Here is a 24,372-nt window from a genome sequence, read left to right as displayed (position 1 = left end):
AATATATTATTTATGTAACTATTGTTACTAGCGTCTGTTTGGGGACAACTTGTCTGATAATCTTTTTTAAAAAACTGATTATCAGTTGTTTTTGTTTTTTCGTTTTCTTTTTGATTTGTTGTCTTATTGACAGCTTTTTCACTGTTTATCAACAGTATCTTAGGGTTTAAATAAAGTTCATAATTTGCCTTACGACCATAATTAATTTTCTCGATGATAACATTGGCTTGTAAAAGTTTTTTAAGATGTCTTTTAATAGTTCTGGTACTTACGTGAGAAATCTTTGCCAACTGTACGTTATTTGTTGCTAAGGGTGGAATAGAAGCAGTATCAAAACCAGCTTTTTTACTAGCTTTAAATAATGAAGCACCATAAATTCTAATAATCTCTCTAGCTGTTGCAATCACAGGTTGACGCAAACGACTTGAAAGATCATCAGAAAAAGCATTGTGTTTTTCTACAAAAACATCAAGCGCTTTAAAAACAGTTGAAAAATGAATGATGCTCATTATTTATTAAACGTATTAACCAGCAAATCATCCATAGCTGATGCTACAGAGATTAACTTTTTCTTTCTTCTCTTAGGTTTCTTAGCAGTCACTTTTTGTAAATCAAGCATACCATAAAGCCGCAGCTTTTCATCTGCGCTCAATGCTTGAATTACGTTATATACAGTTTCTGCTTTCAATTATGCTGTTGTTTTGTTTTTTTAGTTAATCACCATAAATCAATACAAAAAACAATGAGTTTTATAGCTTAGATAATCAATTCTGACTTATTAAAAATCAGGCAAAAGAAGTCTTGGTCGCTCAGTAAAGCAACTTTGTAATTGTGACAAAAGCTAGCATTGACTACATCATGTGTAGAGAAATATGATGTAGTATCAATAAGAGTTGGTAACTTCTTTTAGTATCTAAAAAAATTAATGTTTTTTTACAATCACATAGATTGTATGGATGATGCAATTTTTGTTCTTTTAACTAATAATTATTTTAAGGGGTTTACAAAATATTTTCTGATGGGTAAGCAGGTTCTTTTTTATGTTTTTAACTACTTACGGGATTACTAATTCTTTTCATTTGACTTGTAGTAAATCTAGCTAATTTTTCATTCAAAAACTACAGACAAAAACGAAAAGGGGTGAATTTTAAAAAATACAAATCACTTATTTACAGAAAGTTGACTTAAAAATGATCTAAAAATGACTTAATATTTACGTAAAGTTTCCTAAATATTTACATAAAGTTGTACTAAACTTTGCCTCTTTTTTTACTTCTTTTTTACTTTTATTTTCCACCTTTTTTACTCTTTTTTTACTTCTTTTTTACCTAAAAGTGACTTAAAAATACATGTGAAAATTTAACTAATTGAATATCAGTGTTTTGAATTTTAGATTTTAATCAAAAGCTACAATAGAAAGTATATTCTTACTTTATTTTAACAATTGAGAAATATTTTGAAAATCAATTTTGAGAAGAAAAATTAATCAAGCTGTAATTTTTTTTTGAAAAAAAGTTTCAAAAATGATTAAAAACATAGCAAAAAATAATCTTTTTCTTATGTTTTTAAAAATGAAGTAGTACAATAAAAAAGAGCAAAACGCGAGTTTGAGCAAATTGGTTTGGAAAAGTGAATGCTTTTTTAAAGAAAGATCATGTTCAATTTAGATTGAAATGCAAGAAGGTTTTTTATGAATTTAAAAATACAAAATGTATTTACTAATCGCTTAGCGAATAGTTTTTCTAAAAATTACTTATCACTAAGCGATCAGTAAAAAAAGTTCATATTTGGAATTATCATTTAATTTATAGTTCAAATGAGAAACTTATAATTAATTAACCTTTTCACTTGAATAAAGGTTAAAAAAATCAATCTACAGAAAGTGATTCATCACGATATTCACGCATTTTGTTTAGCAATTTTAATTGCTTATCTCCAGTATACCCGATTCTTTCATTTTCTAAGTAAATCCAATTATCGTCTACTATTGCTTGATTTTGTCGTACCAAAACTTCTTGATAGTCAGCATTCAACTGTTCAATACTCTTTTTTATCAAAATAATGAACTGTTTTATAAAGTCTTCTCTGTTTGTAAACCAAATAGATGAAGCATTTGTGTATACTAAATAATTTTTTTTATTAGAGATTAGATTAGTCATTTCAAAAATTTCTTCAAAAACTATCCCGCTATTTTTTATTTGTGATTTGAATTTCAACCCAGTAATATGACTTACTTTTTCATAGACTTCTTTACCATAATCAGGAATCATTTTCTCTGGAATTAATTTCATGCAAATATCAATTAATTTATTTTCATAGATGCTTGTCTAAGATATCAATAAATCTAACACTCTAAAAATCAATCGTGTATTTATTAGAATAATCTTTTGCCAACGATGCACCAATACCTCTTAAATATTTGCGAAGCTGTGATTTGGTTTTATGCCTTGTAAAACTCATCAGTTCAGTAAGCACTTGTTCGTCTGCTTTTCCTTCAGAAGCCAAAGATTTATATAAATTGGATGCCGCAGTATGCTTAAAAGAATATAAGGTCTGATCTTCATCAAGCTTCAAAGCTTCTTTCATATCTGCATACCTGCGATAAAAGAAATATGTTTTAGCTTTCTCAGTGGTACTCCATTGTCCACATTGTTCCTTATTAGTGAATAAAAAGTCTGTTGGCTTGTATTTATGGAGTTCCATTTGCTCAATGACGCTGGCTAAATTATCAATAATAGGCACAATTTCTTGTGCTTCTGTTTTAGTTTGAACATACAATCTTCTATTTTTAAGATCAATATCTTTTACCCTAAGCCTACAAACTTCCACATTTCTTAAAAAGGCATAAGCGATAAATTGGGTAAACTTTCTCAAATACGGATCGTTTTCATCCATGTAGTTACGCATTTTATCAACTTGTTGATCGGTGTAAGCTTTGTGTGTTTTTGGTCTTTCTTTTAGTTTCTTGATAGCTTTTACTGGATTATATTCCAATATATCATCACTAACAAGTTGATTAAATAAAAGTGATAAAGATGTCCTGTAACCATTTCTGGTTTTAGCACTTACAGGTTCATTCGTTAGTACTTTTTGTTTGTTATATTTTTTTAAAGAATTTAGAAAGACCGCAATTTCACGACGCTTTAAATCTTTAATGTTGATAGTGTCTAATTCATTTTCCTTTAACCAATTTACAAATCTTTTATGATGTCCTTTTATAGTAATTTTTGCACGAGCAGACCAATAAGCTTCTTTTTGCTCAATAGCAAACTCTAATGCTTCAATAGTCGTATAGTTAGTTGCTTTAAATGCTGGATTATTTTCCTTAGCAGAGTCTTGTTTTTCTTTATCTATTTTAGCATCCGTAACTTTAAAGTTTTCATAAGGACTATAACCTTTAGAAAGTAATTTTTTCAAAGCAAGTTTATATGCCATCAGGATTTCATAGCGTTCTGCTTTGGTTTTAAAGCGATTTGCTCCTTTGTAAATAGGTGGCTGTCTTTTTAATTTGTTAGTTTTGGGATCACGATAGGAATAATAAACGTACCAACGTTTGTTTAAATCTCCTCCTGCATCATAAATTTTTGGTTCTGAATAATCTTTCTTTCCTTTCAAACTGTATTCGATAACGTATTCGTTTTGTAAAATGTCATTAAAATTATACATAAAATTTGTGTTTTCAAAATAAGAAAAACACTTACGAATACTGACATTACAGCTATTTTTATATATTTGCTTTCAAAACGTGATAGGTAAAGCTTTCGGCTGTATCTTTTATCTTGTTCTCGATACTATTTTGTTTCAAAAAAAACAAAATCACTCGAACTGACGATAAAAGGATGTCGCCTCTATCCTTAACGCACGAATTAATTAAGCGACAAAAATAATCAAATTAACAGAATTGGCGTAGTATTTTTTGGCTTTCGTAATTGGAATTCGAAGTTTGGCTATTTTGGATCTTTTTCGGTCTTTTTATACTTACTTTCAAAAGGTAATAACCACGTATGATGCGAAAAGTGCGACCATTCTTCTTGGGCTAAATCTACCGTAGGATCAAAGAGTTGTTGATACGGATGATTGTTTACACGGACACGACCTACGGCGTAAATACGAACGTCTTTGCCTTCGGCAGCAAATTTACGTTTTAGAAATTGCACAAATTGCCATAACATATCAGGTTTTACAGCGACTCTTTTGGCTTGTTTTTTGGTTGTATATGTTGCAGGATTTACAATCGTTGTAACTCCAGTTGCATTGTCTACTACTTTTAGGTGTAAGTATCCAGTTTTGGAACGCAACATCATGCGCCAACTTAAACGATGTCCTTCTTCTGTCCACAATACATCATCTTGAAACGTCCAATGACGCAACGGCAATAGTATTTGTGATATAAAATACACAGCAAATAGCGGAATGAGTATTTTTCTGTATGACGATAAAATAATTTCGTTTCCTTTGTATACTTCTTTCTTTTTTAGGAAGATATTTCGAATGGTTTCTGGTTCAAAAAAGAAAATACACAGTGCCAATGACATGTACGGGAAAATTCCGATATGCAGTACAAACGAATTGAACAAGTGAAATACAATAGAGCAGATAAAGATAAAAACGCGTGTGCGTTTCCAAAGTAGTAACGGAATGACTAACAAGTCGAAACCTATACCAACATAAGTTAGCAAATAGTGAATCCAGTTTTGCTGTAAAAATTCGCCAACAATTGGTAGTGATTTTTTGCTTGCCATTAAGTTTTTGGCAACTTCTCCTGAAAACCAATCGGGATACATTTTGGCAATCGAAGCATATGTATATACGATGAATAATTGTAAAATGAAAATCCACAAACACCAATTGGGCATGGAGATTTTTTTAAGTGCCGGATTTCGTTTTACATCCATTGAAAAATAACGATGTGCCGGAACAATCCACATAAAAATACACAGCAATACTAATAAGTAGTAATGATTGTTGTATGAGGTTTTTTGCATCAAATATACACAGGTCCACAGTAGTGTGAACGCTCCCATGCTCCAGCGATATTTGTATCCGAGCATGACTAGAAAACCACAAATTCCCATGATTGCGAAGTAAAAATAGAATCCATAGGAAAACTCAGCCATGTCCAATCCAAATACATGGAAATTTAACAACGGTTGTTTTAGTAGTTGATGCATTGGTGCAAGAAAACCTTCCGCACTTATGAATGGAAATGTAAAGTCGGGCTCAATAAAGGTACGTTTTACCCAACCTGTTGCAATAGCTCCAAATCCTTCTAAACCGATAAGTAACCCAAAAAACACTCGAAACACAACGAGCGCAGTATTGTCTACTTGTTTGTATAGAAATTTATTGAGCATTGTAGGTTTCAATTAAAGCTAAGGATTGTGTTTTGTCTTTTTGCAATTGTTCTTGCAGTTTTATTACTGAATCAAATTTTTGCTCATTGCGCAAGCGCGTTAACAATGATACTTGAATGGTTTCATCATAAATATCTTCTGTAAAGTCAAAAAAGTGTACTTCAATAGTTTGTGTTTTTCCTTGTACAGTTGGGTTTGTGCCAATATTCATCATGCCAAAAACGGTGGTGTCTTTAATTGTACTTTTGACAAGATATACACCTTGTTTCGGAATTAATTTATAGGTTTCTTTAATATGAATATTTGCCGTTGGGAAGTCAATTGTTTTCCCTAAGCCTTTTCCCGAAGTAACAATTCCTGTAAGCATAAACTCATATCCAAGATACGCATTTGCGGTTTTAATATCGCCTTCGTTCAGTGCTTTTCTAATTTTGGTAGAACTTATCGTTACATCATCAATTTCTTTGGCTTTAATTTCTTCAACTTCAAATTCGAAAATTGTTCCGAATTCACGTAAGTTGTCAATATTTGCTGTTCTATTTCTTCCAAAACGATGATCGTATCCAATGATGATTTTTTTTAGATGCAATCGATCAATCAATAAATCACGCACAAAATCTTTTGCCGTCAATCTAGAAAATTCTTTGCTAAACGGATATACAATGAGCGTATCTAATCCTGTTTCGTTTAAAAGTTGAATGCGTTCATCAATAGTATTTATTAGTTTGATGTTTGTGTCTTGCTGTAAAACCATTCGCGGATGCGGAAAAAAGGTAAGCAAGGTTGTGGAAAGTCCATCAGATTTTTCAATAAGATTTTCAATAATCTTTTTGTGTCCCACATGAACACCGTCAAACGTTCCAATGGTTATTGCGGATGGATTTTCGGCTTTGTATGTGTCAAAAAAATCTATGGTATTCACGCTCAAATGTATTTTTTGTAAAGCTATTTAATTCCGATCATAAAAATAGTAATTACAATCATAATCTTAAGATCTATTAAAAGAATCTTTTCGTAGATAAAAATAAATATTTCATCGCTCCATATCCTTTAATTATCGAAAAAAAAGGAAAAAATTATGTCAATTTCTAAAAAAAGTCAATTTTTGGCAGTCAAATTAATAACCCCTAATCTAAAAAAACCTATGAAGCAAGTTTTATGCTTTGGTTTCTTTGTGTGCTTATTTTTGAACGCCACTCTTGGAGTCGCTCAAAATAATGACTGGACAAAAAAAGAAGCCGTAACGAATTCTGAAATCGTTTCAAAATTCAACTTATCCGAAGAAAAAGTCCATTTTTACGAACTAGACGAATCTACTTTTAAACAACGTTTGATACAAGCGCCATTACGTGGACTTACCTACGATTCAAATGTAATTATTGAAGTACCAGGAATTGATGGAAGATTGGAAGCTTTTAAAATGTATGAAGCGCCAGTTTTTGCACCTGAATTATCCGCAGCGTTTCCCGCTATTAAATCCTATATAGGATATAGTGAAGAAAATTACGGAGCACAATTGCGCTTGAGTATTTCTCACAAAGGTGTACAAACGATGATTTCGTATATCAATGCACCAACTGTTTTTATGCAACCAGATCATTCGAATGCTACGTATGTAGTATACACAAGAGATGCACGAACAGCTACCACAAACGTTTTTCGTTGTACGACTATTGACGAAGTTCAAAATAGATTTGTGGATGATGTAGACACGCACGCTGAAGATGCAGACGATCAAGTATTGCGAACATTTCGAATTGCTATTTCTGTAACTGGAGAATATACAGCATACCACGGAGGAACTGTTGCAGATGCCATGGCAGCAATTAATGCTTCTATGACGCGTGTTAATGCAATTTTTGAAGTAGATATGGCAGTAACTTTTGAACTAATTGCAAATAATAATACGTTGGTATTTACCAACGCAAATACAGATCCATATTCCAATGCAAACGTTGGAACTGGAGGCGCATGGAATACTGAACTGCAAAATTACCTAACAGGTTCTATTGGAAATGCAGCATATGATATTGGGCATTTATTTGGAGCTTCTGGAGGCGGAGGAAATGCAGGTTGTATCGGTTGTGTTTGTACTGACGATACAGCTTCCACTACAGATACTGAAAAAGGAAGTGCGTATACATCTCCAGCTGATGGAATTCCTGAAGGAGACACATTTGATGTTGATTATGTAGCACACGAAATTGGTCACCAAATGGGAGCAAACCACACATGGGCTTTTAATACAGAAGGAACAGGTGTAAATGCAGAACCTGGAAGTGGATCTACAATAATGGGATATGCAGGAATTACAGGAGCTAATAATGTGCAGCAAAATAGTGATCCATATTTTCACTATCACAGTATCAAACAAGTGTTAGATAATTTAGAAACACAAACCTGTTGGAATGCGAACAACTCGCCAATGCTAGCAAACAATCCACCAAATGCTAATGCAGGAAGCGATTATACAATTCCACAAGGAACTGCTTACGTGTTAAGAGGAAGTGCTACCGATGCAGACGGCGGAGATGCATTAACGTATTGCTGGGAGCAAACAGATAGTGGACAAGTAACAAATACCACATTTGGACCGACATTAACAAGCGGTTCCATGAATAGATCATTGTCTCCTACAAGTTCACCAGACAGATATATTCCAAAATTGAGTAGCGTAGCTTCTGGACAGTTGACACAAACAAACCCTACGATAAATAGTCCTTGGGAAACTGTTGCAACCGTAAATAGAACTATGAATTGGGCACTGACCGTTCGTGATAGAGAACCAACTGCAACAGGATTAGGCGGACAGTCTAGTTTTGATTTGACAGCAATTCAAGTGACAACATCAGCAGGACCATTTACCGTAACGTCTCAGGCTTCTAACGTAAGTTGGGAAATGGGAACGAGCCAAACTATAACATGGAATGTAGCAAATACAGACGCAGCTCCTGTTAACACTTCAAATGTGAATATTTTATTATCAACAGATGGCGGTGCAACTTTTCCAACAACATTGGCTACTAATGTACCAAATGATGGTTCGCACACGATTACAGTACCAATTACGGCACCAACAAACCAAGCTAGAATTATTGTTGAAGGCGCAGGAAATATTTTCTACGCGATGAACTCAAGTAATTTTAGTTTAGTAGAACCTGATTTTGCTTTAGTATTTGCTGATAATGACGAAACTGCGTGTCAGCCAGCAAATGCAGTATATACATTTACCTATAACGCTTTTAACGGATTTAGTGGTACGACTAACTTTTCTACCGTAAACTTACCAGCAGGCGCAATGGCTACTTTTAATCCTACGTCTGCTTCCGCAGATGGAACAATGGTAACTTTAACGATAGCTGGATCAGGATCGGTAACTGCGGGCAATTATACATTTACAGCACAAGGAACTTCTGGTGCAACTACTAGAGGAGCAGATGTTTTGTTAAATGTTTTTCCAGGAAGTTTAACACCTGTTTCATTAATTTCGCCTTCAAATTCAGGTTCAAATATACCAGTATCAACGAGTTTGACTTGGACAGCAAATTCTTTTGTAAATGATTATTTAGTAGAAGTTGCCACAGATGTTAGTTTTTCAAACATTATAGCCTCAGGAACTGTAACAGGAACAAGTTATTCGCCAGCAGGCTTAAACTTAGGAACTACCTATTACTGGAGAGTTGCCATTTCAAACGATTGTGTAGCTACAACTTATTCTAACACGTATTCATTTACAACACAAACCTGTTCTGTGTGTGCTTCTGTCGCAAATACTGATTTTGCAACGAGTACCACATTAGTTAATTTTAGTGATATTAACAGAATTTCTGCGAAGCCTTCTGGTTATAGCGATTACACAGCAACAGATATTGCAAATGTTACGAAAGAGCAATCGTATCCAATTACTGTAAATGCAAATACAGACGGAAACTACCGTACACAAACTATAGTGTGGATTGATTGGAATCAGAACTGTAGTTTTGATGATCCAGGAGAAGAATATGACTTAGGAGAAGCAGATAATATTCCTAATGGAGCAACTGCAAACTCTGGAATGATGATTACTGTTCCTGCTACCGCATTGGAAGGAAGTACTACCATGCGTGTATCTACTAAATATACTGCAAGAAATAATATTGTATATCCAACGTCATGTGAAAATGGGGCAGATGCTGAGGTAGAAGATTACCGTATAGATGTTCAAAACACATTATCGGTAACTGATGCAACGATTGAAGATTTCGCTATTTGGCCAAATCCATCAAAGGGAAGATTTACAGTAAACTTTACATCAAGTTCAACAGAAAAAGTAACTATTACGGTATTTGATATTCGTGGGCGTTCAATTTTTGAGAAAAAATATGACAGTACTACATCAAATTTTAATGAAGAATTAAATGTAAGTTCAGCTTCCGCTGGAATGTACATAGTTCGTGTAAATGATGGCGAACGCGTAAGTGTGAAGAAGATAATTATTCAATAAAAAACCGACAATTTATTGATGTATTTGAAAAGAGAGAAGTGTGATGCTTCTCTCTTTTTTTATTGTCCGTTAAAATTATTCATGGTATTTGAAATTCCTGCTGTTCCAAACGATTTGATGAGTTCCACACTTTTTTCAAGTCGCTCTGGAAGCTTATCATTTTCTTCCGTTGTCCATTCGCCCAACACATAATTTACTTGTTTTCCTTTGCCAAATTCGGCACTAATTCCAAATCGGAATCTAGGATATTTCGTAGTGTTTAGTAGTGCTTGAATACTTTTTAAGCCATTGTGTCCGCCATCGCTTCCTTTTCCTTTTAGGCGAATGGTGCCAAATTCCAGATTTAAATCATCTGTAATAATCAATACATTGTCAATAGGAATCTTCTCCTTTGTCATCCAATAGCGAACTGCTTTTCCGCTGAGGTTCATGTATGTGCTTGGTTTTAAAAGAATAAACGTTCGACCTTTAAACTTATACGAAGCAATATCGCCTAGTTTATCGGTTTCAAATGTAAATTCTTCCTTTTTGGCAAAAAAGTCTAGAATTTTAAATCCAATATTATGTCGAGTGTTTTCGTATTCACTTCCAATATTTCCTAAACCTACAATGAGAAATTTTTTCATAGGATCTGTTTCTTCTGCGTTGAATGATACTTTTGAATGAGATGTACTGAATAATTTTTTTAAAAACTGAAACATGTTTTTTGAAAATTTGTGTAAAAATAAAAAAGCATTCCGATATGGAATGCTTTTTATAGATCAGAAGATCAATTATTTTTATTTTGCAGCTTTTTCTTCTTTTGCAGCTTCTTGCGCAGCTTTCATTGCAGCACGTGAAATTCTTACTTGGCAAACTACTGTATTGTCTGCATGTAATAACTTGTAGTTATCATTTGTTAATGCTGTAACGTATAATTTGTTTCCAATTTGTAATTCAGAAACATCAGCATCGATAACATCAGGTAAATTAGCAGGCAATGCTTTTACTCTAAGTTTACGCTTGTTTAAACGTAAAACTCCACCCGACATTACTCCTGGCGCAGCTCCTTTAACGGAAACAGGAATGTCCATAGTAACTTCTTTATCGTCGAATAAACGATAGAAATCGATATGTAAAATTCTGTCATTTACAGGGTGAAATTGAATGTCCTGTAAAATAGCATTGTGTGTAGTACCGTCTTCTAATGCAATCACAACTGTGTGCGCATTTGGAGTATACACTAATTTAGAAAATGATAATTCTTCTGCTGAAAAGTGTAGTGGGTTGTCTCCTCCGTATAATACGCAAGGAACCTTTCCAGCATTACGTAAGGCTTTAGTTGACACTTTACCCACGCTTTCTCTTTGAGATCCGTTGATTGTAATTGATTTCATTGTTTGAGTTTATATTAATAATTAATTACATTAAAAACTTTGAGCTAATCGAAGTGTTTGTTTGTACTCTTTGCATTACATCTGCAAATAAATGCGCACAACTTACGACTTTGATTTTGCTTGATTTTTGGCGTAATGGAATAGAATCGGTTACGATTAATTCTTCTAATTTAGAATTTTCTATTCGTTCATACGCTTGTCCTGATAAAATAGGATGTGTACATATGGCACGTACCGATAATGCTCCTTTTTCCATCATTACTTCTGCGGCCTTTGTTAATGTTCCGGCAGTATCTACCATATCATCAACTAAAACAACATTTTTTCCTGTTACATCTCCAATGAGTTCCATGTGTGAAATTACATTGGCTTTTTTACGTTGTTTGTAACAAATAACAACATCACTTTCTAAAAACTTAGAATAGGCATACGCTCTTTTTGATCCTCCCATATCTGGAGAAGCAATGGTAAGCTTGTCTAAATTTAGCTTTCTCAAATATGGTAAAAACACGGTAGATGCAAATAAATGATCTACAGGTTTTTCAAAAAATCCTTGAATTTGATCTGCATGCAAATCCATGGTAATAATGCGTGTTGCTCCAGCTACTTCTAGCATTTTGGCAATTAGTTTTGCACCTATAGGAACTCTTGGCTTGTCTTTACGATCTTGTCTTGCCCAACCAAAGTAAGGAAGTACAGCCGTAATATGACGTGCAGAAGCTCTTTTGGCAGCATCTAACATGAGAAGCATTTGCATCAAATGATCTGAGTTTGGAAACGTAGATCCGATGATAAATACTCTTGCACCACGAACAGACTCTTCAAAAGAAGGCTGAAATTCGCCATCACTATATGTTGAGAACGTAACTTTTCCTAATTCTGCTCCATACTCTTTTGCAATCTTTTGCGCTAGCTCTTCACTTTGCGTACAGGCAAAAATCTTTGGTTCTGGGACAGTATAAGACATTTTAATATTCTGTTTAGTAGTTAGTTAATTGTTGTGTTGTGTAAAACGAGGTGCAAATTTAGAAATTTATTACAACTCTAAAAGCTTTTATTTCTTTTTTTAAGCAAGAATTAAAAATATTTTCTAAATTTGCACTCCTTTAGAAACAAAAGAAGCTCGAGTGGCGGAATTGGTAGACGCGCTGGATTCAAAATCCAGTTCTTTCGGGAGTGTGGGTTCGATTCCCACCTCGAGTACACAAAGGAAAAGCCGAAGTTTTATACTTCGGCTTTTTTATTTGGGTAAAACATAGGTAAAACATTTGTGTTTTTTCAATACGCATAATAATGAATTACATGTAAAAGCTATATTTTAATTGCATTACATCGTCGGGTTCTAAATATTTTAATATCTCTCCTACATTTCTTGCGCATTCTAAGGTTATTGGAAACTTTCTGTCGAATTGAGTATTATTCCAATTCATTTTTGTTAAAGCTAAAATTTCATCACAGATAACATTTGGAGACTCATCATGTTCAAAAAGCCTAATTTCAATTGGGCTAGGTATATACATTCCCGTGTAAGTTTCAAAGTAAGGAACTGATCCTCTTGTATAGAGTAAATGTCGATCATCTGAGAGCCTTAAATGAGTACCTCTCAAGGGGGCATAATCACCTTCGCGGTATAGTCTGAGTTTTGAAGGCATAATTGTCACTAGGTCAATTTGATAAATATTTACTTGTTTTGTCGCTTGTTTAAAACCATAGATCTCATCTGGGGTGAAATTAGAACTTTTATGTAGAACAAGTCTTCTAGGAAACACCTTAACTGCTTTAAAGTATTCTCTTAAAGAAATTGATAGAAGATTAAAAGCTTGTTCCTCACTCATGTGTGGTGACCTATCTTTTTTGTCGATTTTAATTTCTTCTCCTCTAAGAATTACCCCTTTGCCAACCTCATTGAAAATTTGAGCGAGACTTGTTTGGGTAGTAGTAGAATCACGACTTTTGTAAAAACTTATTCCTGCATAACAAGTTGAATCTGATGCATCTTTTCGAATCAATGCCCAAGGTGTACCAGATGCTTTATAATAAATTGCTGTAAAAAAATTCCAGGCAATGGTCGCGGGATCTTGCATACCACCGGAAGGTTTAGCTATTTTGTCTCTAAGTATCTGAATAGGGACGTTGTACTGCATTGCTTTGGCTTTTAGGTAACGTCTGAAATTTTGTTCTTTTTTTATTATTACTTCTTGGTCAATATCAGTATTAATTGAATTTGAAGTTACATCTTCATCATTCGTTGGAATTTCTGAATCTTGAATTAGAGTTATAAAATTATCACTTAATACACAAAGGATAACATCTGGTCTTTTGTTCTTTGTCAAGAATTTTATTTCATTTAAATATAAATCTGCAATTAGTTTAATACGTGTCTCTAAATTAATATCCGACTCTATTATTTCGGTGAATTCGGAATTATTTATTTTTCTTTTGTACCCTTCATCGTATACAATTTCTGATTTAAAACCAATACTTTTATTAAAACCACAAAAGTTTAGAAATAAATTAGGATGTGGAGATGCTCCATTTTTGCCTAGTTTACCTTCGATATGTGTTTTACAGTCATTTAACCATTCTAAGACTATATCAATGCTATCAGGTTTACCAATAATACCTATTGTAATTTTATCAGGACGAGCTAATTCATCTATATCATATGGGCTGTAAGAAAAAATTCCTGATTTGGGACATAAATGTTGCCCTTCTCCGAATTGTAATGATGGTTCTTGGATGTATCGTAAATTCATTATTCAAATAATCTTAAGTCAATTTCATTATCAGCCTTTAAAACTGCATCTCCTTCTTCAGTTGTTTCATTAATTTCTTTAACGGGTTTCCATTTAGAATCATCAATTTTTGTTTTAATAAATAAAGCCTCAGGAACTATGTATGATAGTGTTCTATTATCTATAGAAAAAAGATCCTTATACATTAAGTGATAGCACCAAAACCTAAAGAAATAGTAAATGGTTTTATTGTTCTCAAGACGTTTTATTCCAGAGAGATAATCTTTTTCATAACGGCTTGTTTTGTAACCGCCAGGATTCGTAAAACTCCAAGTAGAATTAATACATAAATACCATTTGTTACTTATAAGTTCAAAACTAGGTTTAAAGGCTAAGTGTTTATAACAAATAACGTGCCCTTCTTGTTTATTAATGACTTCTGAAATAACAGTTTTAGTAGCCTTGTTTTTAGCTTTCCATTTAATACTCTTGGGAGCAGGATTTTTTCTGTCTAACATGCGAAACCTCAAAAGATATTTTTTATTTTCCCACTCTAAACCCATGTAGTGACCGTCTTGGCGAAGGGTATTACGTAATAAATTCTTAAATATTCTAAGATTATCTACATTGTCACTATAAAATTCATCACAATTTAATTCTGTGACAGTACCTTTATCTATTAAGGTTGAAAAAAATTCTTTATTGTCAGAAATATTTTTGAACGTATGAAGTTTGCCTTCACGAAGCAACCAATCATTACAAAACATATTTCGTTCTTTCAATTCATTTACTAACAAAGATTCTTTATTCTTTGCTCGTTTATATGGTTTTAAACCTTTGCTTGTCCGCCAATAGTTTATTCTTTCTAAAATGCTTTCCTCATCTATTTTTAAATCAGCTATGTATATATTTTTTGGAATAACTATTTCAATTAAATTTAAAAAAAGTTTTTCTCCTGAATGTGATAAATATCCTTCACTAAATTTTTTCTCTCTTTCTTCAACTTGTATATCGGAGAATTCGTGTTTGTAAATCTTCGCAATGTGGTTTAACTTCTGAAGGGATAAACTGTTGATTTTTTTAAGAAGAATAGTGTTGTCGATGATATGTTCTGTTGAATTGAAAATTAGAGAGGTAGGAATCAATTCTTTTAACTTATCATCAGGATATTTATCCTGACGTTTTGTTAGAATAAAAAAGTAAAGAATGTCAAAATGTTCATTAAGCTTATATTTTGTAAACTTAATAAGGGTATCTGTTATTTTTTGTGAACTGGGTGTTGAAGTAATTTGAAATGCTACTCTATTTTTGAAGTCAGCGAGATCAATAGCAGGAAAATTGTTTTTTTTACTAGAATTCAAATTTTCTAATTCAAGATCAAATAGAGTATTTAAAACTGGTAATAAAAAGTGTTCTGCATGAAGGTTGATATCATATTTTCCTAACTTATTATAGGCTTCAACTTCACCAACAAATCTTGAGGAGTATTTTACAATTTCGTCTATTCGATCTTTTCTGTTCAATATATTATGTTTTGCTTTTCTTTATTTGAATTTAAGAATGTCATTAAGTAAAGGTGTAAGAAATTTCTAAGCTATTGCTTTTTCTATTAAAAACAAAATAATTTCTAACCTATAAAATAACAAGTTCTAAAAATTTATATTGTATTGTCTATTAGAGCATATAGCCAATTAAATTTTTTCTTCTTACCACTAAAAATTTTATCGGCAATCTCTTCTCCAGCTATAACTACAGGAGTAGCAAAAGGAGCTAGAGAAACTGCTCTGCCAAGCCATTTTACTATCCCTGTTTTTTTTTGAATTGTCCTTTCAACTCTTATAGCCTGAATGATAAGTTCATCAATGATTTGAGGGTCAATAATTAATCCTTCGTTTGAAACACTAGAAACATATTCTCTAAAGTCTTTAATTCTCTTATCTTTTAGTAAAGAAAGCATTTCTTTAGGATTCTTAGGTCTTAAATGAGTTATAGCTATATTGAATAGTTGTGTTGCTATTTCAACTTCTTTTGAAGGTTTTTCTACATCTGGACTTAAATGCCTCATTGACCTTTGATAAACCTTTGAATATAGCTCAGAAGAAAAGTCTACATCGACAAAGGGTATTCCTAAAATTTCACTTATACCAATATTTGTATATAGATAAGATAATGTTGGTCTAACAATTTCTTTTAGTTCATCAATCTCTGAAGAGCGATATCTTTTTTTATTTGATGCCATCAACTTCATTAAGCGATCTTACTCTGACTTAATTATTTTTCCATCTCGTTTCATTAAATAAACAAATGTTCCAAATTCCATGTGCATAGAGGATTCATCATAATCCTTTTCCAATACTCTTCTGAAGCTAGGTAATTGTTTTTCCCAACCTTTGAGTGATTTTAAGATTCCGCCAGTCCATTCAAAAGGATTGTATAATGCTTTTTCTGTTTGTATTATAGCTGGCTCACGGCAAATATTTAAATATTTGTTAAAATCTAGAAGATCAAGAAATCCTTCTTCTTTTAAAATCCTTAATGATTCTTTGAGTGGTTTTAAATAGGTTTTGTCAGAAGAATTGATAAAATCATAATTGTTTTGGTCTATTATCGCTTTTTCAAAAAGCAGTAATGGACCAAAATCAAGATCTATTCCATCTTCTGTCATTCTATAAAGAGGTAGATGCCACCCAGGTTTTGTTATACCTTCTGGAACTTCAGGTACGTTTGATCTAAAAGCAGGTAATATTACTTTCTCCACAGGATTATATTATTTTACTATAAAGTTAACAAATACCTTTAGATTTAACTTCAATATGTAATTTTTCTTACATACGTACAAACTTCATGGTATTAATTAATTTATCAATAACTGATTTCTTGAAGAATATACCTTACGGTTTTCCGTAGTCAACTTAATTTAGCAATCTTGGTAAAGGGACTTCCCTTTTGTATTACCCTTCTAATAAAATAGTATGATATCGGTTAGAGTATATATTTTAATATAGCAACTTAATCCTTAATTACTTTTAAGTATTGTTTGATGTCTCCCATTTCTAATATAACAATATATAATCCACTAGGATACTCCACAAAATCTAATTTCTTTGTTTTTTGAATTTGTGTCTTTTCAAAAATTATGGGACTACTTATTAAAGTACCAATTGAAGAATATACAGTTACTTTTATTTGTCCAATAAAATTATTTTTGATTGTTATAAAGCTGCATTTATCTGTAGGGTTTGGATATATTTGAAAGGTCTCTTCAGAAAATTCAGGTGTACTTAAAGCCATAGACTCCGATTCATGTGCACCTATGTCAATGATAGTGTTGCTAAAAATTCTAAGATTATTGTAGAAATCAGTTTCCTCGGTAGTCGTACCCGCTAAATTTAAACTAGTTCCATAGTAACCATTCAAAAAGGAAGAGGTTATAATTGTTGTATTTGGCATTCCTACATTAATAGCCGAAGATGGGTCAGATATTGTAAAGTCATCATTTGTGGAATCAGCAAAATTTGGATCTCCAAATGAAGAATTCTGATTTTCATTACTTATATCTCCATTTTGTGAACCGTCAGAATCAAAAATCAAATTTTGTGAATTTAGATTGTCTCTGAAAAATAGATTATAGTCCATACTGAATGCTGAAAAGGGCTGATTATCAAAGACCACAAAAGCAAATGCAGGATTACTCATATAAAGAATATTATTATGAAAATCGTTGTTTTGTGACCTACCAATATATACTTCGCCCTGAGAACCGTTTTTATAAAACGTATTGTTGCGAATTAAACAATTCATGACTGTACTGGGAAACCTTCCCACATTACTAGGACTACTATTTAATGAAGAGCCTACATAAAGTCCCGCTCCTGAATTACCAATAATTTTATTATTTATCACCGTTACATTCGAAGCACTTAACTGATTTTCAAAATCCCCACCATTTTCACAACCAATAGAAATACCTACATCACCACCTTTTATAAAATTTTGTTCAATAACTACATCTCTACATCCATCACAATAAATACCTGCATCAGCAAATGTTGGTTGATTATTATTTAATATCGTATTCTTTCTTACGACACCATTTCGTGTTTGATTTTTACCAAAGTCCATAGGAACACAAGGAGGATTTACACTAAAATCACAATCTTGTACCTCCGGATAATGACCAGCAATTGCAATTCCTATATTCCCATTATTGGAAACAACATTATTTTGGATGGTAAAACCATCAATATACCCCGTCACAGTTATATTTTCAGCAAAGCCATTAATCAAATCTGTTACAGAATTATTTTCAACTACAAGATTGGTAATGGGGCCATCATTTTCATTTCCTACAATAAATATTCCACTGGAGCCAGCAGTAGGAGGAGTTTGTGGATTATCAATCCATCTCATTCTTGTAACACTACAATTTCTTATAGTAATGTTATCACCCATTCCGAATACATTTAAAGCTATTCCGCTTTGTCCATAGTTATCTTCAAACACACAGTTATCAATGGTCAAATTGTTATTATATCCTACATTAAGTAATGATAAACCCGAAGTATTGTAGTTGGTACTACCTTGGAATGTTAAATTTCTTATAGTTATATTTTCAGAATCATTTAGTGTAAACATTTGAGTAAAACTCAGTCCACCTGATGAATCTAAAGAAGAATCAGGTCTTATTACTGCGCCACCATCGCCGATGCCATCACCATCAATATCCCATGAATCAATGGTTAGATTATATTTTTTATTAGATCCTCCAATAAAAAGGCTTGTATCAATTTCAAAAGCTCCCTTTAAAAAAAGGGTAGTAGTAGTTCCATTATTAGTGGTTGCGAAAGAAAACCAAAGGTTATTATAAAAATAATCTAAACCATAGGGATTAGTTTGAGTTCCAGCATTTGATTCTGTTGTTGCTGTTCCGTTCTCATCAATATAATACTCAACTTGAGCATTAACCAAGGTAAACGATATTAAAAATATAATAATTAAGAAATAAACCTTACTCATAACTAGATTTTTTAATTTATACAATGATTCACAAATATAATATAAGATAAATTTTACATAAAAATATGTTTACACTTATTTGTTTGTAATTAAAATATTATGAATTTCTCATTTATTGTTCCTTATAAAAATATTCATAGTCGCCTGAATCTTCAACAAGATTGCAAGTTTCTACAAATTTTCATTTCATTACAATTTTTCAACACTTGCGATCTTGCCAAAGGAGACCTTTGGAATCCTCTAAACCTCAAAAAGCTATTCCTACATTTAGAAAAAGCTTTTTTCGTTATCGCTCCAATTCGCGATTGATATTTTTGTCTTTAGATTTTTTAAGACTTTCTAGTCGCTCCTGTTCTTTGGTGAGCTTTTTAAGATGTTCCTTTCCGACTCCAAGTGTGGAAAGTCGAAACTTTTTGTTTCCATACCAAACACCAGTTAATTTGCCGTATCTATAATACGGTTCGATATTATGATTAATTAACTTGGTATGGAGTTCCGTAAAGCTTTTACACTTCTTGGCAATCTTGGTTACCTGAATAGCTAGTAGTTCTTTTTTAGAAACAATACCACTCGATTGCTTCATGAGTTGTTCTTTCTGCGAAAGCTTGATGTTTAAACTTTTTTTTTGGCGTGGTCAACGATGGAATGAGAGAGTTGTGGATATTTCTGATGCTGAAATTCCTGTAACTTAATTTTAAATTCTTTGAATTGTTGTCGTGAAATTCTGGTTGACTTTCCATCTATGCCAATACCTGAAATGATAAAATGGATGTGGATAGCTTCATCATAATGTACACCACACACTCCTATAGATTTTGGAGAACGATGGTGTAAATAGTATTTACTAAAATCTTTTAGGATGTCGCGAGTTAGTAATTTGTTGTCTTGTGGTGCAAACGAAATAATTTCATGTCTTAATACGGTTCGCTTACTATGATTAAAACTCCGTTTGTCGTCATTCTCTATTAATTGATCTATCCATTTATCAATGTCATAACCGCGAATATATTTTTTAACTGTAAGTGATTTTCTTCCAAGATGATCATGTTCCATCTTCTTAGGATCAAATACGTAGTGAATCAATTTCTCAATATTCACTCGTTTTGTTGATGTATGTGAAATGGTTTTTACGATCATGGCAAAAGTTCATATATTATTGTTATGCGGTGTAATAGTTCTGTTACTGAAACTGATTCGCCTTCATATATTGCTTCTTCAAGAGAATCAATAATATTGAGAAGTGATTCCTTGATAATTCCTGTTTCATCAAAAGCTTGTTGCTGTTGTAAAGCACGTTGTTTGATAAGTGTAGTTGGTTTGATATTTTGTTGTTCAGCAATTCTTTTTAAATTTTCATATTCTTGTTTTTTAATTCTAAACGTTACCTGTATATAACGTTCCCGATACTGTTTGCGGTATCGGGATTGATATATTTTACGATACTCTGTCTTTGCTTTTGTAACCATTTCAGGTGTAACATCATCAATGTTTGAAAAACGATATTCCAAATACGCTTGCAGGCTTTCAAAATGTTGTGATTCTTGTATCATCGTTCACGTATTTGTTTCTTTTCAAGTCTATGAATTGTATTAAGTTCAATCAATCGCTGTTTCTTTCGTTCAATACTATATTTGATATGCTCAAAATCATGTAATGCATCGTGTTCTTTTGCAATTTCTTGCAACTCTTTTTGATGTGACTTTCTTTGTTTCTTTTTTACTTTCCTCTTTGTAATGAACTTTTCAGTTTTTTTAATAGACTTAGAAAGAATAGTCTCCATTCTCTTGATAATCTTAGTGTGCTTACCATCTATGATATCTTTAAAGACACTTCCGAATCCTTCAATAGATTTTGAGATTATTTTTTGATTCATCGTAATAAAGCGATCTATGAATTTGCGTATTTTCATTATTCTTCGGTATCATTTTGTGAAGTATCCAATGGTAAATATTGTGCTTGGTACTGTGCTTTCATGATTGGAATGTCCTCTTTGGGTAATTCCGTATTCAGAAAGCGCATATACTTTCCATTCTTGTAATACGGTTTGATTTTGCAGTAGAGTGGAAATAATCCCCCATTTGGTATAACAATAACACGATCTTTTGGCATCGTGCGGATTTCGTTGCTCGTCATCAGAGGTCGCGTGCGTAATACTTTTTTATCCTTATCCGTATAGTATTCGTACTCGCCAAGTGCTTTAGAAATGCGATCACATTCATCATTTAATCCAGTCATGTAGACGCGACATGCATTGTTAAGAATCGTTTTCGCATTGTACTCACCATAGTTTTGATAAAGCTGATTTTCACTTTGGAGGATTCCTAAGATGGAAAAGTACTTTCTCGCATTTGCAATCACTTTTGAAAGACTAGGAATTGGTATGGATGAAAGTTCATCAATTAATAAGAATAGATGATTATCAGAAGCTTTCGGAATCGAGCGGAACAATTCAGTAAATAGTTGCTCAAAGAACAAACCTAACAGTGGACTGTAATATTCCATTTCTGCTGTTCCACAATTCAAAAAAAGTACTGTTTTTTCCTTTGCTAGATTTGAAAAATCAAACGTATCTACTGATGTGAGATTACATAAGTTTGGATCGTTACCAATAAATGATAAATTTCCAATTGCGGAACTGATGATGCTGGCTTTCGTATTTTCACTATTTGCAATTAATGCTTTGAATTGTCGCCACTGTTTTTCGGTAGCTTTTTCTGCAAATAAACCACTTACTGCATCTTCATTCCCTGCTAGATTTTCAAGAAAATAATATACGTTAGCAATATTTTGATAGACTTTTGATGTATGTTCTAAGAGAAAGCTAATGATAAGGCTGATCACTTCAATAGATTTTAACTGCCAGTAATCTTGTGTTTCTTTACTACTTTTTGTGACTAGTAACGAGGCGACTTTGGTAATATCTGATGCATTTCGAATACGATGCAACGGATTATAGTAAATGGAATGTTCGAGATCATTTGGGTCAAAACGATACACCTTATATCCTTTGCTGATAAAAAAGTTCATCATTTCAAGATTTTCTTTAGATGGGTCGTTAATAATCATACTAGAATCAATTCCGTTTTTAGATTGTGCAATGTTCAAGGCACTAGGTACCATGCAAATCGTAGTCTTCCCCAATCCAGTCGGTCCAAAGTACAAGAGGTGTTCTTTTGACTTTTCAATACTTAAAAACTTTGTTCCAGTAATGGATAAACCACCGTGACGTGATGAAAGAAGCGACGATTCTTTACCAAATTTTGCTGATAAAGAAGTATCTTTTTTGGTCATACTTTCGATACCATCAAACAGGAAGTTAAAACCTCCTGTGATGACATCGCTGATTGTATTAAGTAATAGTTGTATCATTTCTGTAATTGTTTAATTCAACATTTTTTCTGTGAGCTTACTGAAGAATCCACTTATGGCTTCAATCAGTTTACTTATAATAAAGACTGCAAGTAGGAACAGTTTCCAGAGCGCTTTGACAATACTTCCAAGCGCATTAAAAAAGATGTGTCCTTTAGTTCTCATGGTTCAATGATATTTGTTTGTCCATGCCAATACGTATCTTTAATCCAGTATCCTTAAATACTGCCTTATAGATTTTACAGAAATCTGAAAAGCGTTGATTTTCAAGTGGCGTAGTAGGATAGTAGTTGATATAGAGTGTAATGCCGTGATAACTATTTGACGGTAATTGTGAACGAAATAAATCAACAATTGCATCAGCATTTTGTTTTTGTGAGTTTTTGTATCCGTTGAAAAGACTTGAATGTTCAACAAGATCAGAATATAGTAGTACAACCTTTTCCGTTGCATCAGATTGTTGCAATGTTTCTAGTTGCTGAATAAGCGGAACGAAAATGTGTGAACGATTGTATTCATATTGTATCGCTTGCTGTCTATGAAAGAGCGTGTCGATAGCATTAAAAAATCTGTTTACCTCAGATTTTCGTTTCAACGTATTTTCAAACATCGAATAAGGAGGAAGCGACAATGTATGTCGCTTATTAATATCCGTATTGCTTATGATTTGATATGAAAATGTTACAGCAGTCGTTACTTCTTTTCCATTTTCAAGAACTTGGTAAATGTCCTGTATAGTTGGCGAAGACATATTATCTGATGTCTTATCAGCCAAAACTGAAATGTATGTGGATTTCTCTGTTCCCTGTTTGCAAGAAACTAATGAAAATCCAATGTAGAGGTATATTAAAATCTTTTTCATGATTGCGTTGTGTTTTCGTTATTGTTTTGGTAATTGAATTTTAGTGCAGGAACATCTTCTGCATCGGTAGAAAAAAGATCAGCGCATTTCCCATTACTGAGAAGATGTAATTCACTTTTAAATTCGTGAAAGCACGCAAGCATGCGTGTTGAAATATCTTGTTCAATCTGCTGTCCAAGTAGCTGTAGATTATGATAATCCAGTAGCTTCTGCCGTAGCTTCGGTTCTAAACTATTTTTTTCAGCGAGATAGGTATCACGTTTCTGTTGTGCTTCTTCAATGCTTTTTAGATCATCACAGTATTTACTGTACGCATTTTTGATAGCAACATTTGGGCGGTATTCAAAAACAAGATACGTAGCGATTAAGTAGGCAAAGAAGTTAATCAGTGTCGGTACAATCGGATTGCTACTATATACGTCTTGCATTTCTGGAGATAGAGCGAGTAGATATGTAACGCGCATGGAACTGAAAAGATAGAATATCACAAAAATTGGAATCGACATTAGTAAGAAGATACCAAGTTGTTTTTTCCAATTCGAGTCACCGAAACGATGAATCAATTTCGCTGTAAGGTGCGCCCACCAGAACACAACAATACCGCTGATAATGGCGATAGAAATTGATGCTAGAATGCCGCCGCCAAGCATATTGTAAATTTCCATGTTCGCCAGAAGTTCAAATCCTGCTACGAAATACAATATCCATAATACTCTTTGCCATCGTCGTATGGTTGATTTATGTTTCTTCGCATCTGCATCAAACTTTGCATTAAGAATATTTAGTTCGTTTTGTGTTTCGTCAACTTTTCGATCAAGTTCTTCGCCTTCTGCTTCCATGTCTGCGGTGTCAGACTTCCCTTTGGCTTGGTGGAGTACACCATTTAAACGCTGATCGGTGTAATCAACTAATTTCTGGAAGTCCATTACAAGTCCCGTAATGTAATCGGTAATGCGTGCCGTCTTTGGTAGCTCGTTGAATTTCAACACACTTAATTTCTGTGCGTGTTTTTGATACTTATTGTGATATTCGATTTCTTTCGTATTAATGTATTCTGAAAGTTCACGATCTACAATAGTGGTAATCTTAGCTGAATTATCAGCTTTTTTGTTAAATAGTTTCATTTGTATAAATTTTTGAATGTTAAAAACGAAAAGCATCCAAAATTGATTTTGGA

Annotated in this window: 22 protein-coding genes, 1 tRNA gene and 1 pseudogene; 2 read left to right on the top strand and 22 right to left on the bottom strand. The window is 32.9% G+C overall.

Translation table 11 applies throughout. From position 1 onward, the window contains the following. The 6 genes and pseudogenes from AA089_RS08405 to AA089_RS08380 all read right to left on the bottom strand — a co-directional run. Positions 1-509, bottom strand: a pseudogene (locus AA089_RS08405) (hypothetical protein); the annotation flags it as partial. Then, positions 509-688, bottom strand: a complete 180-nt coding sequence (locus tag AA089_RS08400) for a hypothetical protein (protein ID WP_046756498.1) — start codon at positions 686-688, stop codon at positions 509-511. The pseudogene AA089_RS08405 and the gene AA089_RS08400, both read right to left, overlap by 1 nt. A 1,180-nt stretch (positions 689-1,868) precedes the next feature. After that, a complete protein-coding gene (locus AA089_RS08395) occupies positions 1,869-2,291 on the bottom strand; it encodes a hypothetical protein (protein WP_046756497.1) in 423 nt (140 codons plus the stop codon). 61 nt (positions 2,292-2,352) lie between these two features. Beyond that, positions 2,353-3,666, bottom strand: coding sequence for a tyrosine-type recombinase/integrase (locus tag AA089_RS08390; protein WP_046756496.1), 1,314 nt, complete (start codon positions 3,664-3,666; stop codon positions 2,353-2,355). 281 nt (positions 3,667-3,947) lie between these two features. Then, a complete protein-coding gene (locus tag AA089_RS08385; RefSeq protein WP_046756495.1) occupies positions 3,948-5,354 on the bottom strand; it encodes an HTTM domain-containing protein in 1,407 nt (468 codons plus the stop codon). Next, positions 5,344-6,276 carry a bifunctional riboflavin kinase/FAD synthetase gene (locus AA089_RS08380; RefSeq protein ID WP_046756494.1) on the bottom strand — a complete coding sequence of 311 codons (933 nt, stop codon included), beginning with the start codon at positions 6,274-6,276 and terminating at the stop codon, positions 5,344-5,346. The genes AA089_RS08385 and AA089_RS08380 overlap by 11 nt, the downstream gene beginning before the upstream one ends. A 222-nt stretch (positions 6,277-6,498) precedes the next feature. Here AA089_RS08380 and AA089_RS08375 point away from each other — a divergent pair, with 222 nt between their 5' ends. Then, entirely contained in the window at positions 6,499-9,837 is a 3,339-nt protein-coding gene (locus AA089_RS08375) for a reprolysin-like metallopeptidase (protein ID WP_046756505.1), read from the top strand. Between the two features lie 59 nt (positions 9,838-9,896). Here the strand turns inward: AA089_RS08375 and pth are convergent, their stop codons facing one another. From pth to AA089_RS08360, 3 genes are all read right to left on the bottom strand, one after another. After that, a complete protein-coding gene (pth, locus tag AA089_RS08370) occupies positions 9,897-10,538 on the bottom strand; it encodes an aminoacyl-tRNA hydrolase (RefSeq protein WP_046756493.1) in 642 nt (213 codons plus the stop codon). Between the two features lie 78 nt (positions 10,539-10,616). Next, positions 10,617-11,213, bottom strand: coding sequence for a 50S ribosomal protein L25/general stress protein Ctc (locus AA089_RS08365; protein ID WP_046756492.1), 597 nt, complete (start codon positions 11,211-11,213; stop codon positions 10,617-10,619). A 25-nt stretch (positions 11,214-11,238) separates the two neighbouring features. Further along, a complete protein-coding gene (locus AA089_RS08360; RefSeq protein ID WP_046756491.1) occupies positions 11,239-12,180 on the bottom strand; it encodes a ribose-phosphate pyrophosphokinase in 942 nt (313 codons plus the stop codon). A 154-nt stretch (positions 12,181-12,334) separates the two neighbouring features. Here AA089_RS08360 and AA089_RS08355 point away from each other — a divergent pair. Next, positions 12,335-12,416, top strand: a tRNA-Leu gene (locus AA089_RS08355). A 95-nt stretch (positions 12,417-12,511) separates the two neighbouring features. On the opposite strand, the gene AA089_RS08350 is transcribed toward AA089_RS08355, so the two are convergent. From AA089_RS08350 to AA089_RS08295, 13 genes are all read right to left on the bottom strand, one after another. Then, on the bottom strand, positions 12,512-13,969 hold the full coding sequence (locus tag AA089_RS08350) for an argonaute/piwi family protein (protein WP_046756490.1): 1,458 nt from the start codon (positions 13,967-13,969) through the stop codon (positions 12,512-12,514). After that, positions 13,969-15,471 (bottom strand): SMEK domain-containing protein, encoded by a 1,503-nt coding sequence (locus AA089_RS08345; protein WP_046756489.1) that lies wholly within the window; start codon positions 15,469-15,471, stop codon positions 13,969-13,971. The genes AA089_RS08350 and AA089_RS08345 overlap by 1 nt, the downstream gene beginning before the upstream one ends. A 134-nt stretch (positions 15,472-15,605) precedes the next feature. Then, complete coding sequence (locus AA089_RS08340; RefSeq protein ID WP_156168951.1) at positions 15,606-16,187, bottom strand: hypothetical protein; 582 nt, start codon at positions 16,185-16,187, stop codon at positions 15,606-15,608. An 18-nt stretch (positions 16,188-16,205) separates the two neighbouring features. Then, positions 16,206-16,706 (bottom strand): hypothetical protein, encoded by a 501-nt coding sequence (locus tag AA089_RS08335; protein ID WP_156168950.1) that lies wholly within the window; start codon positions 16,704-16,706, stop codon positions 16,206-16,208. A gap of 251 nt (positions 16,707-16,957) precedes the next feature. Beyond that, entirely contained in the window at positions 16,958-18,964 is a 2,007-nt protein-coding gene (locus tag AA089_RS08330; RefSeq protein ID WP_046756486.1) for a right-handed parallel beta-helix repeat-containing protein, read from the bottom strand. Between the two features lie 286 nt (positions 18,965-19,250). Then, positions 19,251-19,547: a hypothetical protein gene (locus tag AA089_RS08325; RefSeq protein WP_046756485.1), complete on the bottom strand. Its 297-nt coding sequence runs from the start codon at positions 19,545-19,547 to the stop codon at positions 19,251-19,253. Between the two features lie 29 nt (positions 19,548-19,576). Further along, positions 19,577-20,101 carry a relaxase/mobilization nuclease domain-containing protein gene (locus tag AA089_RS08320; RefSeq protein WP_046756484.1) on the bottom strand — a complete coding sequence of 175 codons (525 nt, stop codon included), beginning with the start codon at positions 20,099-20,101 and terminating at the stop codon, positions 19,577-19,579. Then, complete coding sequence (locus AA089_RS08315) at positions 20,098-20,514, bottom strand: hypothetical protein (protein WP_046756483.1); 417 nt, start codon at positions 20,512-20,514, stop codon at positions 20,098-20,100. The genes AA089_RS08320 and AA089_RS08315 overlap by 4 nt, the downstream gene beginning before the upstream one ends. Beyond that, positions 20,511-20,873, bottom strand: coding sequence for a hypothetical protein (locus AA089_RS08310; protein WP_046756482.1), 363 nt, complete (start codon positions 20,871-20,873; stop codon positions 20,511-20,513). Before AA089_RS08310 ends, AA089_RS08315 begins: the two co-directional genes overlap by 4 nt. Beyond that, complete coding sequence (locus AA089_RS08305; protein ID WP_046756481.1) at positions 20,873-22,333, bottom strand: type IV secretory system conjugative DNA transfer family protein; 1,461 nt, start codon at positions 22,331-22,333, stop codon at positions 20,873-20,875. Before AA089_RS08305 ends, AA089_RS08310 begins: the two co-directional genes overlap by 1 nt. Positions 22,334-22,345: 12 nt before the next feature. Next, the gene (locus AA089_RS24670; RefSeq protein WP_156168949.1) at positions 22,346-22,498 is read right to left on the bottom strand and encodes a hypothetical protein; all 153 of its coding nucleotides are present in this window, start codon (positions 22,496-22,498) and stop codon (positions 22,346-22,348) included. Continuing rightward, positions 22,488-23,195: a hypothetical protein gene (locus AA089_RS08300; protein ID WP_046756480.1), complete on the bottom strand. Its 708-nt coding sequence runs from the start codon at positions 23,193-23,195 to the stop codon at positions 22,488-22,490. The genes AA089_RS24670 and AA089_RS08300 overlap by 11 nt, the downstream gene beginning before the upstream one ends. Further along, complete coding sequence (locus tag AA089_RS08295; protein ID WP_156168948.1) at positions 23,192-24,319, bottom strand: hypothetical protein; 1,128 nt, start codon at positions 24,317-24,319, stop codon at positions 23,192-23,194. Before AA089_RS08295 ends, AA089_RS08300 begins: the two co-directional genes overlap by 4 nt. Between the last annotated feature and the right edge of the window lie 53 nt (positions 24,320-24,372).

It is taken from the genome of Kordia jejudonensis, assembly GCF_001005315.1.
In the GTDB taxonomy this organism is placed as follows: Bacteria; Bacteroidota; Bacteroidia; order Flavobacteriales; family Flavobacteriaceae; genus Kordia; species Kordia jejudonensis.
Note: the sequence above shows the minus strand (reverse complement) of the source record. Positions and strands in the feature narration are given on the sequence as shown.

Coding starts and splice junctions, on each gene's coding strand:
- AA089_RS08360 (WP_046756491.1), bottom strand. CDS start 12,180: ATGTCTTATACTGTCCCAGAACCAAAGATTTTTGCCTGTACGCAAAGT.
- AA089_RS08340 (WP_156168951.1), bottom strand. CDS start 16,187: ATGGCATCAAATAAAAAAAGATATCGCTCTTCAGAGATTGATGAACTA.
- pth (WP_046756493.1), bottom strand. CDS start 10,538: ATGTTTCAGTTTTTAAAAAAATTATTCAGTACATCTCATTCAAAAGTA.
- AA089_RS08350 (WP_046756490.1), bottom strand. CDS start 13,969: ATGAATTTACGATACATCCAAGAACCATCATTACAATTCGGAGAAGGG.
- AA089_RS08390 (WP_046756496.1), bottom strand. CDS start 3,666: ATGTATAATTTTAATGACATTTTACAAAACGAATACGTTATCGAATAC.
- AA089_RS08305 (WP_046756481.1), bottom strand. CDS start 22,333: ATGATACAACTATTACTTAATACAATCAGCGATGTCATCACAGGAGGT.
- AA089_RS08330 (WP_046756486.1), bottom strand. CDS start 18,964: ATGAGTAAGGTTTATTTCTTAATTATTATATTTTTAATATCGTTTACC.
- AA089_RS08300 (WP_046756480.1), bottom strand. CDS start 23,195: ATGAAAAAGATTTTAATATACCTCTACATTGGATTTTCATTAGTTTCT.
- AA089_RS08395 (WP_046756497.1), bottom strand. CDS start 2,291: ATGAAATTAATTCCAGAGAAAATGATTCCTGATTATGGTAAAGAAGTC.
- AA089_RS08325 (WP_046756485.1), bottom strand. CDS start 19,547: ATGAAGCAATCGAGTGGTATTGTTTCTAAAAAAGAACTACTAGCTATT.
- AA089_RS08310 (WP_046756482.1), bottom strand. CDS start 20,873: ATGAAAATACGCAAATTCATAGATCGCTTTATTACGATGAATCAAAAA.
- AA089_RS24670 (WP_156168949.1), bottom strand. CDS start 22,498: ATGAGAACTAAAGGACACATCTTTTTTAATGCGCTTGGAAGTATTGTC.
- AA089_RS08320 (WP_046756484.1), bottom strand. CDS start 20,101: ATGATCGTAAAAACCATTTCACATACATCAACAAAACGAGTGAATATT.
- AA089_RS08375 (WP_046756505.1), top strand. CDS start 6,499: ATGAAGCAAGTTTTATGCTTTGGTTTCTTTGTGTGCTTATTTTTGAAC.
- AA089_RS08365 (WP_046756492.1), bottom strand. CDS start 11,213: ATGAAATCAATTACAATCAACGGATCTCAAAGAGAAAGCGTGGGTAAA.
- AA089_RS08385 (WP_046756495.1), bottom strand. CDS start 5,354: ATGCTCAATAAATTTCTATACAAACAAGTAGACAATACTGCGCTCGTT.
- AA089_RS08295 (WP_156168948.1), bottom strand. CDS start 24,319: ATGAAACTATTTAACAAAAAAGCTGATAATTCAGCTAAGATTACCACT.
- AA089_RS08315 (WP_046756483.1), bottom strand. CDS start 20,514: ATGATACAAGAATCACAACATTTTGAAAGCCTGCAAGCGTATTTGGAA.